We start from the raw sequence: 16157 nt of genomic DNA on the forward strand, positions 1-16157 counted from the left end.
GCGGGCTGCCTCCGGGCCGCCGCAATCGGCGCCGATCCTCCGGAGGATGACCACGCGTATGCTACGCGCACCGGACCCTTACCCGACCGAGGCGATCGGCTGGGCCTGGCATGACGGGGTTTGCCCCCGCCGCGCTGCCGCGCCAGCCCGGCGCCGGCTCGCCCTCTGGGCCTGCGGCCTCGGCGGGGGCCTCGGCGCCCTCGCGCTGTTTGCGGGCTTCCTGGTCTTCGTCAGCGCCCTCGCCCGGCACGAGCGCAGCCCGGCCGACCGGGCCGACGGAATCGTGGCGCTGACCGGCGGGGCGCAGCGCATCGGCGACGCGATCGACCTCCTGGCCGGCGGCTACGGACGGCGCCTGCTGATCACCGGTGTCAACGAGCGCACCAGCCGCGACGAGATCGCCCGGCTGAACCCGACCCAGCGCGCCCTGATCGCCTGCTGCGTCGATCTCGACTACCGGGCGCGCAACACCATCGGCAACGCCATTGAGACCCGACGCTGGATGCGGGCGCACCGCTTCAACACGGTCGCGGTGGTGACCTCGAACTACCACATGCCGCGAACGCTGATCGAGCTGGACCACGCCCTCCAGGACAGCGACCGCGTCCTGCCGCACCCCGTCGTCACCGAGGGGCTCGACGCCGACCGCTGGTGGCAGAGCCCGCCTACGGCGAGGCTCCTGGCCTCGGAATACGTAAAATTCCTGGCGAGCTGGGTGCGCACGCGCTTCGAGGACGATCCGGAGCGGTCCCGGGCGGCAATCCTGATCGGCCGCGGCAAGCCGGTGAAGATGGTCGCCGAGCCGCTGATGATGCGCGGCATCGATTGAATTTTTTCGAACTGCGCGCTGCTAGCCGATCACATCGATCGGCAGAAGTGCAGTCCGATTGATCGAACCAATCCCGTCATTCCAGGGCGCCGTAGGCGAGCCCGGAATCCAGAGCCTCCGACGGCGCAAGGCTCTGCTCCACCAGCGGCTCTGGATCCCGGGCTCCGCTTCGCGGCCCCGGGATGACAGTGAGTGTGATGGAGCGCCGAGGAGATCCGGCACCGTTAAAGACGCAATAATCTTTAGCAACAGCCCTCACCGCCCGCCGCATTGCGCCTTGATCGCCGCGGAAAACTCCCGGTCGGAGCCCTGTACCTGGGCGAGCCGTTGGGCGCGTTCCGAGCCCGAGAGGCAACGGCCGTAGACGCTGGCGACCCGGCGCATCGTATCGACATGGCGACGCCAGACGCGGCAGTTCTTGGCGTCGTCGCCGTCCGCCTGTTCGAGCTGTTCCAGGGCCTGGCGCTGCATCGACTGCGCCACCAGGACGTCGCGCCCGCAGGTCGCCTCGTTCTGCGCCTGCGCGAGTTCGGGCAGGCTCGCGAGGACAACGAAGCTCGCGGCAAGACGAAAAATCATCGGCATCAGGCGGCCTGCGGCGCCGTCGAACGGGTCAGGAGCGCGTAGAGGGCGCTGGAATCGCGGGCGGCGCGAATATGGTTGAGCATGCCGGGCTCGCGCAGGACCCGGGCGACCTGCGCAAGGGCCTTCAGGTGGTCGGCGCCCGCCCCCTCGGGAGCGAGCAGCAGGAAGGCGATATCAACCGGCTGGCCGTCCAGGGCCTCGAAATCCACCGGCCGGTCGAACCGCGCGAACAGGCCGAACAGCCGGTCGAGACCCGGCAGCTTGCCGTGCGGGATCGCGACGCCGTCGCCGATCCCGGTCGAGCCGAGCCGCTCGCGCTGGAGCAGCGTGTCGAAGACGGGCCGCTCCTCGAGCGCCGGCAGCCGGCGAACCGCCTGCGCCGCGAGATCCTGAAGCACCTGCTTCTTGGCGCGCGCGCGCAGGGACGGCACGACCGATTCGGGGTCGAGGAATTCCAGAATTGGCATCGATCGACCGTTGCCCCGTCACCCGTCCACGTCGGAACGGGCCTCGTCGCGGAGGCGTCTCGCACCACGCCCCCGACTTATCAATGGGCCGAAGAACGGGCCGGTTCCGGCTCCGTTCCCACGGTCCACACGCGTCAGTCGACGGCGCCCGGCGGGTCCACCCAGCCGATCGCACCGTCGCTGCGCCGGTATACGACGTTGACGCGCCCGGTGCCAGCGTGGACGAACACAACCACTGGGGATCCCGTCATGTCGAGGGCCGTGACCGCCTCGCCGATGGTCCGGCGCTGCAGGGTCTTGGTGCTCTCGGCGACGATCGGCGGGTGGGCGTCGCCATCCTCCGGCTCGTCGTCGTTCGCCTCCTCGGGCGGGGCGAACACCGCGTAGGCTGCCTCGATCGCCGCGGCTTCGCTCGGGCCGTTGGCATGCTGCTTCAACCGATGCTTGTAGCGACGCAAACGCGTCTCGAGCTTGTCGGCGGTCTGCTCGAAGCTCGACCGGGCATCGTGGGACACGCCCACCGCCTCGATGGTCAGACCCGAGGCGAGGTGGAGCACGCAACCCGTCCGGTACGCGGTTCCATCGCGCCTGAGCGTGACGTGGCCAGTGCAGGAATCGTTCATGTGCGAGTCGAGGTATTTGTCGAGCGTCGCGGAAATCCGCTCGTCGATACGGCCGCGCAGACTCTCTCCGAGATCCACGCCGTGGCCCGTGACCCGCAACGATCCCATGCTGCCTCCCCCGTGTGATTCAGGCCCCGGAATTAGAGAGCCGGCTTGCGCTAAGTCAACGGAGCCGCCCCCGTTCCGTCAGGACCGCCGCTTAACCCTGGGTTCAGCCGACCTCCCGGTATACAGGCATCGTTCCGCCACCTGAGACGAAGACCTGCATGAATACCGCCGCCGGATCCGCCGCTTGTCCCACCCGCCGTGCCGTTCTGGCCGGGGCCGTGGGCAGCGCCGCGGCGTTCCTGCCGGCGATCGCCCGCGCGGCCGAGCCGGGGGGCGCGAACCCGGCCACCACCCTGCCGGGCGCCGGGGCGCCGTTCGAGGCCAACACCCTTCTCGACATCGCTCGCGCCCGGGCCGCCTCCGCCTACGTGGCGCCGAAGACCGACGACGTGCCGGCGGTGCTGAAGGGCCTGTCCCGGGACGCCTACGAGGCGATCCACCCGGTGCCGGGCCGCGCCGTCTGGGCCGGACGGGATTTCGGCTACGAGATCGAGCCGCTGTTGCGCGGCTCGATCTTCGACACGCCGGTCTCGTTGTTCGTGGTGGAGAACGGGCTGGTCCAGCCGATTCCCTACGACAAGGACAGCCTGATCGCCGCCAACATCGCCCTGCCGGACCTGACCGCCGACACCGCCTTCTCGGGCTTCCGCCTGCGCGCCCGGTTCGGCGACGGCGGCGCGGTCTCGAACTTCGCGCTGTTCCAGGGCGCCTCGTTCTTCCGCCTGGTGGCCGAGGGCCAGGATTTCGGCATCAACGCCCGGGCGCTCGCCTTGCGGCCGGCGGATTCCCGGGGCGAGGAATTCCCGCTGTTCCGGGCCCTGATCATCGAGGCGCCCGCGCCCGGGCAGCCGATCATCGTCCACGCGCTGGTGGAGTCCGAATCCGCCGCCGCCGCGTTCCGGCTGACGCTGACGCCGGGCAAGGAGGCGTCCGTAGCCGGGATCGATGGCACCGTGTTCGCGCGGGCCGAGCTCGACCATATCGGGCTCGGCGGCATGCAGGGCAGCTACCTGTTCGGAGCCCTCGACCGGCAGAAGGTCGACGACCTGCGCGCCGCCGCCTTCTCGGTGGAGGGGCTGGCGATCCGCAACGGCTCCGGCGAGCCGATCTGGCGCCCGGTGCACAACCCGGAAGCGCTGCAGGTCTCGGCCTTCCTCGACCGGGGGCCGAAGGGCTTCGGCCTGATGCAGCGCGCCCGCGCCTATGCCGATTTCGAGGACGACCGGCGGCACTGGGAGCAGCGCCCGTCCCTCTGGATCGAGCCCCAGGACGATTGGAGCGAGGGCGCGGTGACGCTTCTCGAGATCCCGAGCGATTCCGAGCTGAACGAGAACGTCTTCGCCTATTGGCGCCCGAAGGCGAAGCTCGCCAAGGGCGGCGAGATGCGCTTCGTCTGCCGCCAGCACTGGTCCAAGGGCTGGCCCGATCCCCTGCCCCCGGACCTCGCCCGGGTGACGGACAGCCGCGCCGGCCGCGGCAGCTCCGGCAACCGGCGCCTGTTCGCAGTCGATTTCGAGGGCGACGGGCTGGCCCGGCCCGAGGAGATCGAGATCGCGCTCAGCGCATCGACCGGGACGATCACCCGGCAGGACCGCTTCCACTACCCCGAGCGCCGTACCCTGCGGGTGCTGTTCGAGCTCGATCCCGGCAGCGAGCGGGCGAGCGAATTGCGTCTCGGGCTCCGGCGCGGTCAGGAAAGAGCCAGCGAGACCTGGTTGTACCGCTGGACGCCGTAACTTCGTTCCGCCCATCACCCCGAGGATCACACCCGACCGTGCACCTGGACGAGACCATCACCCTGCCGCCGCCCGCCTCCCGCCCGGATGCCGGCGCCGCGCGTCCCGACAGACAGGCCGCGATGCCGCCTGAGGCGCCCCTGGCGATGCCGGTGCAGGATCTCGCGCGCTGGGATCGCGCCGCCGCCCACCGGCCGACGCGCAGGCACAGGTCGCCCTGGGCTTCCCGGCTGTTCGTGTTCGGCGGCGCCCTGGCGCTCACCGGCTACGGCGGCTGGCAGATGGTCGAGACCGTGTCGGTCTCCGGCAGCCCGACCGCCCTCCAGCTCGTCCTGGTGGTGCTGTTCTGCCTGACCTTCTCGTGGATCGCGCTCGCCTTCACCAGCGGCCTGCTCGGCTTCGCGCTGCTGTTGCGCCGGAAGCGGCCGGATCCGGTCCCGACCGCGCTCCACACCCGCACCGCCGTGCTGATGCCGGTCTACAACGAGGCCACCGCCCGGACTTTTGCGGGCGTCGAGGCCATGCGCGAGGCCGTGGAGGCCACCGGGCTCGGAGACCATTTCGACTGGTTCGTACTCTCGGATTCGACGCAGGCCGATGCCTGGATCGCCGAGGAGCGCGCCTTCCTCGACCTGCGCGGCCGCCTCGGCCCCGGCGCCCGGCTGTATTACCGCCACCGGCCCAAGAACCATCACCGCAAGGCCGGCAATATCGGCGACTTCGTCACCCGCTGGGGCGGGCACTATGACCACATGCTGGTGCTCGATGCCGACAGCCTTATGAGCGGCCCGGCGATCGTCGCTCTGGCCACCGCCATGGAGGCCGACCCGGATGCCGGCATCATCCAGACCCTGCCGCTGATCATCAACCGCAACACCCTGTTCGCCCGGCTCCAGCAATTCGCCGCCCGGATCTACGGGCCGGTGATCGCCGCCGGGCTGTCGGCCTGGTCGGGGCGCGACGGCAATTACTGGGGCCACAACGCCATCATCCGGACCCGCGCCTTCGCGCAATCCTGCGGCCTGCCGGACCTCCCCGGAAAGCCGCCCTTCGGCGGGCACATCCTGTCCCACGACTTCGTCGAGGCGGCGCTGATCCGCCGGGCCGGCTGGGCGGTCTACATGCTGCACCGCCTGCCGGGCTCCTACGAGGAGAGCCCGCCCTCGCTGATCGACGTGGCGGTGCGCGACCGCCGCTGGGCGCAGGGCAACCTCCAGCATGCAAGGGTGATCGGCGCCGCCGGCCTGCACCCGGCGACCCGGCAGCACTTCGCCACCGGCATTGCCGGCTACCTCGCCTCGCCGTTCTGGCTGTGCCAGCTCGTGGTCGGCATCCTGCTCGTCCTGCAGACCGCCACCGAGCGGCCGGACTATTTCGGCGGCGCCGGATTCTCGCCGGTCTTCCCGCGGTTCGACCCGGTTCGCGCGCTCCAGCTGTTCGGCCTGACCATGGCGGTGCTGCTGGCCCCGAAAATCCTCGGCCTGATCCTGGCTCTCCTCGACGGCCCGGTGCGCCGGGCCTGCGGCGGCGCCGGCCGGCTGATCCTGTCGAGCCTGGTCGAGATCCTGCTCTCCGCCCTGGTCGCCCCGGTGGCGATGGTGATCCAGTCCGGCTCGGTGATGGGCATCCTGCTCGGCCGCGACACCGGCTGGAACCCGCAGCGCCGGGACGACGGCTCGATCCCGCTGCGCGACATCGTCGCCCGGCACCGCTGGCACATGGTCCTCGGTCTCGTCGCCGGGATCGCGGCCTTCGCGCTCGCGACCTCGCTGTTCCTCTGGATGAGCCCGACGATCCTGGGCCTCGTGCTGGCGATCCCGATCTCCTGGGCGAGCGGCCAACTCGGCCTCGGCCTCGCCCTCAAGCGCCGCCTCCTGCTCGCCACACCCGAGGAGGCCTCCCCGCCGGAGATCGCAATCCGGGCCGGCACCCTGGCCGCCCGCAACGCGGCGCAAGGCCTCGACGACGCCGACGCCCTGGCGGCCATCCACGCCGACCCGGAACTGGCCGAAGCCCACGCAACCATGCTGCCCGCCGGCCTGTCGCGCCCCCGCGGCGCTATCGACCCGGACCAGACGCTGGCCACCGCCAAGATCTGCGAGGCCGAGACCGTGGCCGAGGCCCGGGCCTGGCTGTCGCCCAAGGAGCGCATGGCGCTGCTGCACGACCGGGCGTTGCTCGACCGGCTGGTGCGGCTGGATTAGGGCGGCGTCAGCGTTGCTCGGAGGGGCGGCGCCATGATCTGTCGCCTGTTGCGCCGCCGCTCCTCCGGGCATCCCGCAGGTACGGATGGCCGAGACTCGCTGGACCCGCGTCGCGCGTGCTGGTTCTCTGAGAATCGTCGCACACGAAACCGATGGAGATAGCGCATGGAGATCAAGCGCAGCGGCTCGCAACCGTCGGGGCCCGGCCCGTCCGACTGGTTTAGCGGTACGGTCCGGATCGATCCGCTCTTCTCCGCGCCGGATCCCGCCCGGGTGGCAGGGGCGCATGTGACGTTCGAGCCGGGGGCACGCACCAACTGGCACACGCACCCGCTCGGCCAGACGCTGATCGTCACCTTCGGCCGCGGCTGGGTCCAGCGGGAAGGCGGCCCGGTCGAGGAGATCGCGGCGGGCGACGTGATCTGGTTCGAGCCCGGCGAGAGGCACTGGCACGGCGCCACCGCCACGACGGCGATGAGCCACATCGCGATCCAGGAGCGCCAGGACGGCAAGGCGGTGACCTGGCTGGAACCCGTGAGCGACGATCAGTATCGGGGCGGGTGAGCGGCACCCCGGGCGTTTTCCTGGGCGCCGATCCAGGTGGCGCACCGACGACCGCGCCCTGGCTATCGCCTCATCTTGCAGGCGGCCCCCGAGCGGCGGAAGGTGGTCATCCGGATCGGGGCGTAACGGGGCGATGTCCCGTTGAAACTTGGATCGTCGCATGACGGCACGGGGATCAGGGTGAGCGGCACCGTCTTACCGGATCGGGTCGAGCGCGGACGCGGATCGATCGTCGCGCGGTGGCGCGTGTTTGGTGCTGTCGCGATGGCCCTGCTTCTGGAGCACACAGGCGGCGGCGCGCTGGCGGCGGAGCCGGGGCAGCGCTTCGTCGCGCATTACAGCTTGAGCTTCCTGAACGTTCCGGTCGGCCAGGCCGACCTCACCGCGGATCTCACGGGCGAACGATACGCGATCGGCCTCGACGGTGGCCTGTCCGGCCTGGCCGGCTGGTTCTTCCAGGGTTCCGGCAGCGCCCGCTCGAAAGGACACCTCTCCGCCAACGGCACGGTGCCGGCCGACTTCCGGATCGACAGCCACTACGGCACGATGCCGGTCCTCGTCCATGTCGCCTTCGAGGCCGGGACCGTGCGCAAGTCTGAGGTCGAGCCGGCACCGGTGCCGAAGCCCGACCGGGTCCCGGTGACCGCGGCCGACACGCGTAGCGTCACCGATCCGATCGGCATGCTCGCCGTGCCAGTCGGGCCCGGTCCGCTGGTGCCATCCCTGTGCGACCGCCGCATCCCGGTCTTCGACGGGGCGGTGCGGGCCGATCTCGTGCTGTCGCGCGGCGCGGTCGTGACAGTGACCACCGGCCCGTATCGCGGCCCGGCTCTCGATTGCCGGATCCGCTGGGTTCCGGTCGCCGGCCACCGGGCGAAGGGCTCGTCGGTTCGGCGGATGGCTGAGAACGACGATCTGCGGGTCCGCCTCGCCCCCGTCCCCGGCGGCCGTCTGCTGCTGCCCCTCAGCATCGCGGTCGGGACCGGCTGGGGCACGGCCCGGATCGATGCGACCACCTGGGGCGCCCCACAGGCCGCATCCGTCAGGACCGATTAACCATCGGGTCCTAGGGTCGACCGGGTCGAACGGAGTTGTCCATGACCCTGTTGCTCGCGTTGCTGTTGCTGCCCCTCGCCCTCGCCATCGTGCTGGCCCGCGGCGAGCCGGTGCGCACCATCAGCTGCCTCGGCGCCATGGGCGTCGGCTGCTTCATCGCCTGCTGGAGCGTGATGGGGCTGCTGCGTCACCGGGCCTGAGCCGGGACACCTCACAGAAAGCCGTTGGCGCGGGGGACACCGGCGAGGTTTCGCCCGGCCCGCGCCACGAGCTGCGCGAAGGCCATCGCGGCCGCCGTCGCCTGCGCCTGGGACGGGAAATCGCGCCGGGACTCGACCACCGTCTCCTCGGTCTCGTTCACGAGGACCCAGGACCAGTGCGATCGGTTGCTGGCGCGAATCTCGAAGCGCACTGGCTCACCGCCGATTCACAACGTGCCGCCAAAAGCTCAGCATGGACCGGTGACAGGGGGATGACGGCCCCCGATCCCGGTGATGCATCCGAGAATCCCGCGGCTCCCGATGCCCGCTCGGGAACGTCCACCGCGCTTAGCCGTTGAAATGTCTGATACCGTACGCAGGCCGGAATGTCGCACCGCATCCCTTGACCGGGTTACCCGGAACCGGTTCGATCCCACTGCGACAGGATGCAAGCTTCCTGCTTCGTTCTGCAGCCTCCGCGCCTCATGGTCCGGTCGTCACCCCGGCTCCTGCATGCGGCAGGTGCCTCGTTCGACGGACCGTCCTCCCCTCACCTGTTGCCCCAAATCAGCGGTCGTGTGTGCGGCCTCTCTGGCCGAGGCGACGAAGCGGACCGAATCGATGGCGGACGGCAGCGGAACCTCGGTCGAACGGTCGCGCCGAACACTCCAGAACCTTGCGAAGACGCTCGGATGCTCGACCGAGGTTTTCTTCGGCGAGACGCCGCCCGACCATCTCGCGGACGCCGAAGAATTGCTCGGCCTGTGGCTTTCGATCGCGGACTCGTCGGAAAGGCTTCGCGTTCTGGACTTCGCCCGCGCCATCAAAGCCGCCGCTGATGCCAAGACCGACGACGACTGACCGGCTTTCCCCCGGCGCCTTGCATCCGACCGTGCGGCGGCTATGGCAGGGCCCCGCCCTTCGCCCGCCGGAGCCCGCATGACATCCGTGAACGCGCTGATCGCCGAAGAACTCGGGGTCGGGGAAGCGCAGGTCGCCGCCACCGTGGCGCTGCTCGATGGTGGCGCGACCGTCCCGTTCATCGCCCGCTACCGCAAGGAGAATACCGGCGGCCTCGACGACGCGCAGCTACGCAAGCTCGACGAGCGCCTCGGCTACCTGCGCGACCTCAACGAGCGCCGGACCACCATCGTCGAGAGCATCCGCGCCCAGGGCAAGCTGACGCCGCCGCTCGCCGTCGCCCTCGCCGCCGCCGACACCAAGGCGCGGCTGGAAGATCTCTACCTGCCCTACCGGCCCAAGCGTCGTTCAAAGGCCCATACCGCCCGGGAGGCCGGGCTCGAGCCCCTGGCCCAGGCGCTGCTGGCGAAGCCCGAGATCGCGCCTGAGCGCGCCGCGGCGCCGTTCGTGTCCGCCGACACGGGCATCGCCGATACGGAGGCCGCCCTGGAAGGCGCCAAGGCGATCCTGATCGAGCATTTTGCCGAGGATGCCGACTTGGTCGGCCGGCTGCGCGCGGATTTCTGGCGCTGCGGCCAACTTGCTTCGAAGATGCGCAAGGGCAAGGCTGCCGAAGGCGCGAAATTTTCGGATTACTTCGCATGGAGCGAGTGCCTGGAACGGATGCCGTCGCATCGGATCCTGGCGATCTTTCGCGGAGAACGCGAAGGCGTGCTCGATGTCGATCTCGCTGCCGAAGGCGAGGATTCGGAACCCGGGAAGCCCGGTCCGTTCGAGACCGCGATCTGCAGCCGGCATCGCATCGCGGCCCGAGGTCGGCCGGGGGATGCCTGGCTGATGGAGGTCGTGCGCACCGCCTGGCGCACCAAGATTCGGACCGGGATCAAGCAGGATCTGCGCACCCGCCTGTTCGAGCGCGCCGAGGACGAGGCTGTAAAAGTCTTTGCCGGCAACCTGAAAGATCTGCTGCTCGCCGCCCCCGCCGGTGGGCGGGCGACGCTGGGGCTCGATCCCGGCTACCGGAACGGCGTGAAGGTCGCGGTGGCGGATGCGACCGGCCGGATCGTGGCGGTGGAGACCACCTACCCGCACGAGCCGCAGCGGCGCTGGAAGGAGGCGGTTGCGAGCCTCGGTCGGCTCTGCCGCCAGCACCGGGTCGAATTGATCGCCATCGGCAACGGCACGGCCTCCCGGGAGACCGAGCGGCTGGCCGCCGAGATCGTGGCGGCCAATCCCGACCTGACGCTCGCGAAAGTTACCGTCTCGGAGGCCGGCGCCTCGGTCTACTCGGCCTCGGAGATCGCCTCGCGGGAGTTGCCTGATCTCGACGTGTCCCATCGCGGCGCCGCCTCGATCGCCCGCCGGCTCCAGGATCCCCTCGCCGAACTGGTGAAGATCGATCCGAAATCGATCGGGGTCGGGCAGTACCAGCACGACGTCAGCGAGACGAAGCTGTCGCGCCAGCTCTCGGCGGTGGTCGAGGATGCGGTGAACGCGGTGGGCGTCGATGTGAACACCGCCTCCCCGGCCCTGCTCGCCCAGGTCTCGGGCCTCGGCGCGTCGATGGCCGACCGGATCGTGGCGCACCGGGACGCCAACGGCCCATTCCGGACGCGGACGGCCCTCAAGAAGGTGCAGGGTCTCGGTCCCAAGACCTTCGAGCTGGCCGCCGGCTTCCTGCGCATCCAGGGCGGCGACGATCCGCTCGACGCCTCCGGGGTCCACCCGGAATCCTATCCGGTGGTGCGCCGGATCCTGCAGGCGACCAAGAGCGACATCCGCGTGCTGCTCGGCAACACCGCGACCCTGAGCCAGCTCGCCCCCGAGGCCTTCGCCGACGACCGCTTCGGGCCGCCGACCGTGCGCGACATCATCAGCGAGCTGGAGAAGCCCGGCCGCGATCCGCGCCCGGCCTTCAAGACGGCAAGTTTTCAGGAGGGCGTCGAGACAATCGGCGATCTCCGGCCCGGCATGCAGCTCGAAGGCGTAGTCACCAACGTCGCGGCCTTCGGCGCCTTCGTGGATATCGGCGTCCACCAGGACGGTTTGGTCCACATCTCCGCGATGGCACGCCGGCGCATCGCCTCGCCCGCCGAAGTGGTCCGGACCGGCGAGGTCGTCCGGGTCCTGGTGCTGAGCGTCGATGTCCCGCGCAAGCGCATCGCCTTGTCGATGCGGCTCGACGACCCGATCGAGGCGGGCGCGCAGCCACGGCGCGCCAGCGAACCCGCCCCCGACCCGCGGCGGATGCAATCCAAGCCGACGCCGGCAACCGGCGGTGGGGCCTTGGCCGACGCGCTCCGGCGGGCGGGGGCCGCCCCGTCCAAAAGAAACTGACCCGGGCGCACAAAAAGAAACGGCCGGGGCAAGGCCCCGGCCGTCTCGGTGTCGATGTGGCTGAGACTTAGCGCAGGAGCTGCAGGATGCCCTGCTGAGCCGTGTTGGCCAGCGACAGGGCCGAGATGCCCAGCGACTGACGGGTCGACAGGGCCTGCGAGTTCGCAGCCTCCTGGTTCAGATCCGCCGCCGTCAGGTTCGACGAGCCGGTATCGAGCACGTTGATCAGGTTCTTGCTGAAGTCCTGACGGTTCTGCACCACCGACAGGTTCGAACCGAAGGTCGAAGCATCGGTACGCAGCTGGCTGGACGCGGTCGTCAGCTTGCCCAGGGTCGTGTTGATGTCGCCGTTGAGCAGGAAGTTGCCCTGCCCGACCGTCGAGGTCTTCGCCGACGTGCTGGTGATCGAGGTCAGGCCGAGGCCGCTCGAAGTCTCGTCGGTCGCCGTGACCGTGAGGTTCGAGTTGCCCTTCGGGTTGAACTTGATCGTCAGGTTGTTGTTGTCGCCCTTGCCGTTGATCAGGTTCGTGCCGTTGTAGCTCGAATCACCGGCGAGCTGATCGATCTGGGTCAGCAGGCTGTTGTACTGCGAAGCCAGCGTCGCCCGGGCCGAGACGCCGGACACGCTCAGGTCCGAGCTCTGGCCGACCGCCGTGGTCGTGCCGTAGGTCGGGCCGGAAGAGGCCGTGCCGCCGGAGAAGCCGAGGGCCGTCTGATCGGCCGAGCTCTTGAATTCCACGTCCGAGGACGCGTTCATCACGATCTTGGTGCCGTCGGTGCTCTTGGAGAAGCTGCCGGCGCCGACTGCGGTGTTGAGCTTGGTCAGGGCCTGGTCGAGGGTGTCGGTCGAGGCCAGGGCAACGGTGGTCGCCGAGCCGTTGACGTAGAGGTTGAGCGTGGTGTTGGCGGCCGGGGCCGAGTAGGCGGTCGAGGCGGTGCCGGTGGTGGTGATCTGGGTGGACAGGGCCTGGTTGGCGACTGACTTGGCCTGATCGACCAGCTTCTGGATCGAGGTGATGCCCTGGTTGGCGGCCTGGATCGACTGGATGCCGTTGGAGATACCGTCGAGCAGGTTGCCGAGGTCGCCCGAACGCTGGCTGAGGGACTGGGAGGTGAAGAAGCTTACCGGATTGTCGAGGGCCGAGGAGACCTTCAGGCCGGTGGAGAGCCGGTTCTGAGTGGTCGCGGTCAGCGAGGCCGTATCCTGCAGGGAGAGCAGGTTCTGGCGGGTGGCGGCGGTGAGGGTGACGCTGGAAGACATCGGGTCGATCCTTTTGATCGCGAAGCCGTCTTATTGGCGGCTCCTGCGGTGTATCGCCCGGCGACTTGCTGAGACCTTAATTCGATTCTCCAAAAAATGTATCTGCGAGACATCGTTAATAAGTTTTTTTCGCGAACGAATAGAAATTGTTCGAACTCTTGCTCCCGCTCTATATCAAGATTGCGATCGTTTTATTTCTGTCATTGACGAGGCCAAGTCCTGATTGCTTAGCAAGACGACTATGAGCTCGACTGATATTCGGCGGTCAAATGCCAAGTCGATCCATTTGACAGCGCCTGCGGCCGACCCGAGCTTCGCCATCAGGGCCTGGGCCCTGCGGCCCAAAGGCGGATCATGGGCGGCCCTCACGCGCGGGACAAACAGGATCGTTGTGATCAGCCGAGAGCCGCGTCACAGGTTTTGACGCTCCCGGAATCCGCTGAACAGTGTGCGCAAGATCCGGCGGGCAACACGGGGCTCGGAACGCGCGGCACCGGACCGTGAAAGCCGTTCAGCGCGTCGGATAAACGATCGATCACCCCTGCGCCTGGCGCGATCGAGCGCGGCACTAGCGACGTCGCAACCTCTTCGCGCGGGCGCCGACGCTCCGCCGATCCCAGACGGGATCCACCGCCTTGCTTCCGTCTGGGTCGCGCCTCAGGCCTGCCCCTCGGACAGCCAGGCCCGCCACATCCCCCGGAACGCCGCGTCGACATCGGCGGCGAGGCCGGCATGGTCCATCAGCGGGCTGGCATGCAGGCGCTCGCGCAGCCCATGCCGGACCGTCCGCAAGCGCTCACGATCGCAGGCCAGATCCCGGGCGATCGCCACGTAATCCGCCTGGCTGTCGGCGATCAGCTCGGGTAGGCCCATCGCGGTGAGCACCGAGACGCCGGTGCGCGCCGCCGCGTGGCCGCCGCGCAGCGTCACGAACGGCACGCCCATCGACAGGGTATCGTAGCTCGTCGTACCGCCGTTATATGGGTACGGATCCAGGGCGATATCCACCCGGTGGTAGAGTTCGTGGTAGCCGCTGTTGACCCGCGGCTGGAAGATCACCCGATCGAGGGGCAGGCCCGCCGCGGTGAGACGCGTCTCGACCGACTCGCGGACCTCCGGCGTGCCGATGTCGCCCACCACCATGAACAGCCGCGCATCCGAGACCGCCGACAGGATCGCGGCCCAGGTCTTCAGCGCGTCGTCGCAGACCTTGGTCAGGCGGTTGAAGCAGCCGAAGGTGATGTGGCCCGCATCCTCGAACGGCGCCCGCGCGCGCACCGGCGGAAGATCGTCGACGCCGGCATAGGTGGCGGTCACCCGCGGCAGGCGCCAGAGCCGCTCCGCATGCACGGGCTCTGCGAGGCCGACCGGATCGGTGGTCGGGTCCGTGAGGCGATAATCGATCGCTGTCAGCCCCGTGGTGCCGGGATGCCCGATCCAGGTCACCTGCACGGGCGCGGGCTTGCGGGCGAAGACCAGCAGGCGATTGCCGGCGCTGTGGCCGGACAGGTCGACCAGGATGTCGATGGCGTCGGCCTCGATCCGATCGGCCGCCTGGTCGTCGTCGAGGCCGGCGAGGTTGAGCCAGCCGTCGAACAGCGTCTTGAGCTGCTCCGAGACCGCGTCCTCGCTCGCATGCGTCATGTAGGCCAGCACCGTGATGCCGTCCCGATCGATGGCGCGCAGATACGGCTCGAAGAAGCGGACCAGGGCGTGGTTGCAGAAATCGCCCGAGACGAAGCCGACGCGCAGGCGGCGATCCGGGTCGCGATCGTTGGCGAAGGGGCGGCGGCGCAGGAGCAGGTCGGCGTAGCGGCGGCCATAGGCCAGCGCGTCGGCGGCGTATTCCGCATGCGGGATATCGGCGGCGTACAGCTTGGCGAACAGGCGGTTGGAGGCGACGAACAGCTTGGTCGGATCGAGACCGAGGGCGCGGTCGAAAGCCTCCACCGCCTCGCCCAGGCGCCCGAGGGCCAGCAGGGCGCTGCCGCGATTGCTGTGCGCGCCGGCATTGCCGGGCTCCAGGTCGATCGCGCGCTCGGCGTGCCGCAGGGCCTCGCCGTACCGGAACCGGCGTTGGTAGACGCCGGCGAGGTTGGCATGCGCCATCGCGAGATCCGGATCGAGCTCGAGGGCCTTCTCCAGGGCGGAGATGGCGCCATCGTGGTCGCCGCGATTGGTGAGGACCGAGCTGAGGCCGCTGAAGAACAGCGCATTCTCGGGCTCGCGGTAGAGCGCGATGCTGATCAGGTCGTAGGCGAGCTCGGGGCGGTTCGTGCGGGCCGCGACGGCGCCGGCGAGGTAGGTCGCATGGGCGTGGGTGTCGTCGAGGAGGAGCACGAGATCCAGCAGCGCCTCCGCCGGGCGGTACTCACCCCGGTCGTAGTGAATCTGCGCGGCCGCGAAGGTGCGCTCCATGAAGGCCGCGTCGAGGGTCTTTGCCTCGGGACCGAAACTCTGCGCCCTGTAGCGCTCCAGGATCGCCCGCGCGTCCGGCTGCCGGTCGACGGCGAGCAGCGCGGTGGCCAGCGCCAGCCAGTAGCCCGGGCGCTCGGGCGCCCCCCGCAACGCCGTGACGAAATGGGGCACGGCCTTCTCCGGCGCGCGGCTCGCCGCGAGTTGGCCTAGCTCGTAATGCGCTTCGGGATGGTCGGGCTCGGCGCCGAGCATGCGCCGCAGGCTGGATTCGGCCCGGTCGAAACGGCCGGCCGCCCGATGGTCCCGGGCCTTCGCCAAGCTGCGCATGGAGGCCGCCGCCGGCGCAGCACCGCGTGCCCGCCCGCCATATTGATCGAGCATTCCACGCCCTCCCGTCGCGCGGAGATTGCGAAAGCAGGGTTAAGGACGCGTAAATCCGGCCGAGATTTGCGTTATCGGGCGTATCGACGGCTCGTCGTAGTGAGGGGGCTCGGGCCCGAAACGTGCGGGGATAATGATCGGCCCCCACGGGGTGGTCCAAGGTTAAAGTTAGTGCACGGTTGGCCGCTCCACCACGGGTAGCTTGGCCGGCGGAGCTGGTCGGGCGAGCGCAGCCGGCCAAGCGGTGAAGGCTGGCATGAACACTTCCGGTGCCGGCGGCCGGTATCCCAGTGAGGCGTGCGGGCGTACGGTGTTGTAGTGCCGCCTCCAGCTTTCGATCACGATCTGCGCCTCCCTGAGTGTGTAGAAGATTTCGCCGTTTAGAAGTTCGTCACGAATCCGTGCGTTGAAGCTTTCGACGTAGCCATTCTCCCATGGTGAGCCTGGAGCGATGTAAGCCGTCTTGG

At 69.3% G+C, this 16157-nt stretch carries 15 protein-coding genes; 8 read left to right on the top strand and 7 right to left on the bottom strand.

The window, feature by feature from the left end:
* Nucleotides 1-58: 58 nt before the first annotated feature.
* Nucleotides 59-829: a YdcF family protein gene (locus tag BM228_RS09920; protein ID WP_092039455.1), complete on the top strand. Its 771-nt coding sequence runs from the start codon at nt 59-61 to the stop codon at nt 827-829.
* Nucleotides 830-1084: 255 nt separating this feature from the next.
* Here the strand turns inward: BM228_RS09920 and BM228_RS09925 are convergent, their stop codons facing one another.
* The 3 genes from BM228_RS09925 to BM228_RS09935 all read right to left on the bottom strand — a co-directional run bounded on the left by BM228_RS09925 (nt 1085) and on the right by BM228_RS09935 (nt 2612).
* Nucleotides 1085-1414 (bottom strand): hypothetical protein, encoded by a 330-nt coding sequence (locus BM228_RS09925; protein ID WP_092039456.1) that lies wholly within the window; start codon nt 1412-1414, stop codon nt 1085-1087.
* Nucleotides 1414-1881 carry a PTS IIA-like nitrogen regulatory protein PtsN gene (ptsN, locus tag BM228_RS09930; protein ID WP_092039457.1) on the bottom strand — a complete coding sequence of 156 codons (468 nt, stop codon included), beginning with the start codon at nt 1879-1881 and terminating at the stop codon, nt 1414-1416. Before ptsN ends, BM228_RS09925 begins: the two co-directional genes overlap by 1 nt.
* A gap of 134 nt (nt 1882-2015) precedes the next feature.
* The gene (locus BM228_RS09935; protein WP_092039459.1) at nt 2016-2612 is read right to left on the bottom strand and encodes a ribosome hibernation promotion factor; all 597 of its coding nucleotides are present in this window, start codon (nt 2610-2612) and stop codon (nt 2016-2018) included.
* Nucleotides 2613-2770: 158 nt separating this feature from the next.
* Here BM228_RS09935 and BM228_RS09940 point away from each other — a divergent pair, with 158 nt between their 5' ends.
* The 5 genes from BM228_RS09940 to BM228_RS34620 all read left to right on the top strand — a co-directional run bounded on the left by BM228_RS09940 (nt 2771) and on the right by BM228_RS34620 (nt 8372).
* Entirely contained in the window at nt 2771-4348 is a 1578-nt protein-coding gene (locus BM228_RS09940) for an OpgD/OpgG family glucan biosynthesis protein (protein ID WP_092039461.1), read from the top strand.
* Nucleotides 4349-4386: 38 nt separating this feature from the next.
* Complete coding sequence (gene mdoH / locus BM228_RS09945) at nt 4387-6552, top strand: glucans biosynthesis glucosyltransferase MdoH (protein WP_092039463.1); 2166 nt, start codon at nt 4387-4389, stop codon at nt 6550-6552.
* Nucleotides 6553-6717: 165 nt separating this feature from the next.
* Nucleotides 6718-7116: a (R)-mandelonitrile lyase gene (locus tag BM228_RS09950; RefSeq protein WP_092039465.1), complete on the top strand. Its 399-nt coding sequence runs from the start codon at nt 6718-6720 to the stop codon at nt 7114-7116.
* A 264-nt stretch (nt 7117-7380) separates the two neighbouring features.
* Entirely contained in the window at nt 7381-8172 is a 792-nt protein-coding gene (locus tag BM228_RS09955; RefSeq protein WP_092039467.1) for a DUF3108 domain-containing protein, read from the top strand.
* A gap of 41 nt (nt 8173-8213) precedes the next feature.
* Complete coding sequence (locus BM228_RS34620; RefSeq protein WP_167367703.1) at nt 8214-8372, top strand: hypothetical protein; 159 nt, start codon at nt 8214-8216, stop codon at nt 8370-8372.
* A gap of 11 nt (nt 8373-8383) precedes the next feature.
* Here the strand turns inward: BM228_RS34620 and BM228_RS09960 are convergent, their stop codons facing one another.
* Nucleotides 8384-8584 carry a hypothetical protein gene (locus BM228_RS09960; protein ID WP_092039469.1) on the bottom strand — a complete coding sequence of 67 codons (201 nt, stop codon included), beginning with the start codon at nt 8582-8584 and terminating at the stop codon, nt 8384-8386.
* A gap of 409 nt (nt 8585-8993) precedes the next feature.
* On the opposite strand from BM228_RS09960, the gene BM228_RS09965 reads away from it, so the two are divergent.
* The gene (locus BM228_RS09965; protein ID WP_092039518.1) at nt 8994-9233 is read left to right on the top strand and encodes a hypothetical protein; all 240 of its coding nucleotides are present in this window, start codon (nt 8994-8996) and stop codon (nt 9231-9233) included.
* A gap of 78 nt (nt 9234-9311) precedes the next feature.
* A complete protein-coding gene (locus tag BM228_RS09970; protein ID WP_092039471.1) occupies nt 9312-11630 on the top strand; it encodes a Tex family protein in 2319 nt (772 codons plus the stop codon).
* 67 nt (nt 11631-11697) lie between these two features.
* Here the strand turns inward: BM228_RS09970 and BM228_RS09975 are convergent, their stop codons facing one another.
* The 3 genes from BM228_RS09975 to BM228_RS09985 all read right to left on the bottom strand — a co-directional run.
* Nucleotides 11698-12891, bottom strand: coding sequence for a flagellin N-terminal helical domain-containing protein (locus BM228_RS09975; protein ID WP_092039473.1), 1194 nt, complete (start codon nt 12889-12891; stop codon nt 11698-11700).
* Between the two features lie 657 nt (nt 12892-13548).
* The gene (locus BM228_RS09980; protein ID WP_092039475.1) at nt 13549-15690 is read right to left on the bottom strand and encodes a tetratricopeptide repeat protein; all 2142 of its coding nucleotides are present in this window, start codon (nt 15688-15690) and stop codon (nt 13549-13551) included.
* Nucleotides 15691-15858: 168 nt separating this feature from the next.
* A partial coding sequence (locus tag BM228_RS09985) for an integrase core domain-containing protein (RefSeq protein WP_139234071.1) occupies nt 15859-16157 on the bottom strand: 299 nt, incomplete at its 5' end.

This window comes from Methylobacterium pseudosasicola, from assembly GCF_900114535.1.
GTDB classification, from domain to species: Bacteria; Pseudomonadota; Alphaproteobacteria; order Rhizobiales; family Beijerinckiaceae; genus Methylobacterium; species Methylobacterium pseudosasicola.

Coding starts and splice junctions, on each gene's coding strand:
- BM228_RS09940 (WP_092039461.1), top strand. CDS start 2,771: ATGAATACCGCCGCCGGATCCGCCGCTTGTCCCACCCGCCGTGCCGTT.
- BM228_RS34620 (WP_167367703.1), top strand. CDS start 8,214: ATGACCCTGTTGCTCGCGTTGCTGTTGCTGCCCCTCGCCCTCGCCATC.
- BM228_RS09925 (WP_092039456.1), bottom strand. CDS start 1,414: ATGCCGATGATTTTTCGTCTTGCCGCGAGCTTCGTTGTCCTCGCGAGC.
- BM228_RS09975 (WP_092039473.1), bottom strand. CDS start 12,891: ATGTCTTCCAGCGTCACCCTCACCGCCGCCACCCGCCAGAACCTGCTC.
- BM228_RS09950 (WP_092039465.1), top strand. CDS start 6,718: ATGGAGATCAAGCGCAGCGGCTCGCAACCGTCGGGGCCCGGCCCGTCC.
- BM228_RS09980 (WP_092039475.1), bottom strand. CDS start 15,690: ATGCTCGATCAATATGGCGGGCGGGCACGCGGTGCTGCGCCGGCGGCG.
- BM228_RS09965 (WP_092039518.1), top strand. CDS start 8,994: ATGGCGGACGGCAGCGGAACCTCGGTCGAACGGTCGCGCCGAACACTC.
- BM228_RS09970 (WP_092039471.1), top strand. CDS start 9,312: ATGACATCCGTGAACGCGCTGATCGCCGAAGAACTCGGGGTCGGGGAA.
- BM228_RS09955 (WP_092039467.1), top strand. CDS start 7,381: ATGGCCCTGCTTCTGGAGCACACAGGCGGCGGCGCGCTGGCGGCGGAG.
- ptsN (WP_092039457.1), bottom strand. CDS start 1,881: ATGCCAATTCTGGAATTCCTCGACCCCGAATCGGTCGTGCCGTCCCTG.
- BM228_RS09935 (WP_092039459.1), bottom strand. CDS start 2,612: ATGGGATCGTTGCGGGTCACGGGCCACGGCGTGGATCTCGGAGAGAGT.
- BM228_RS09920 (WP_092039455.1), top strand. CDS start 59: ATGCTACGCGCACCGGACCCTTACCCGACCGAGGCGATCGGCTGGGCC.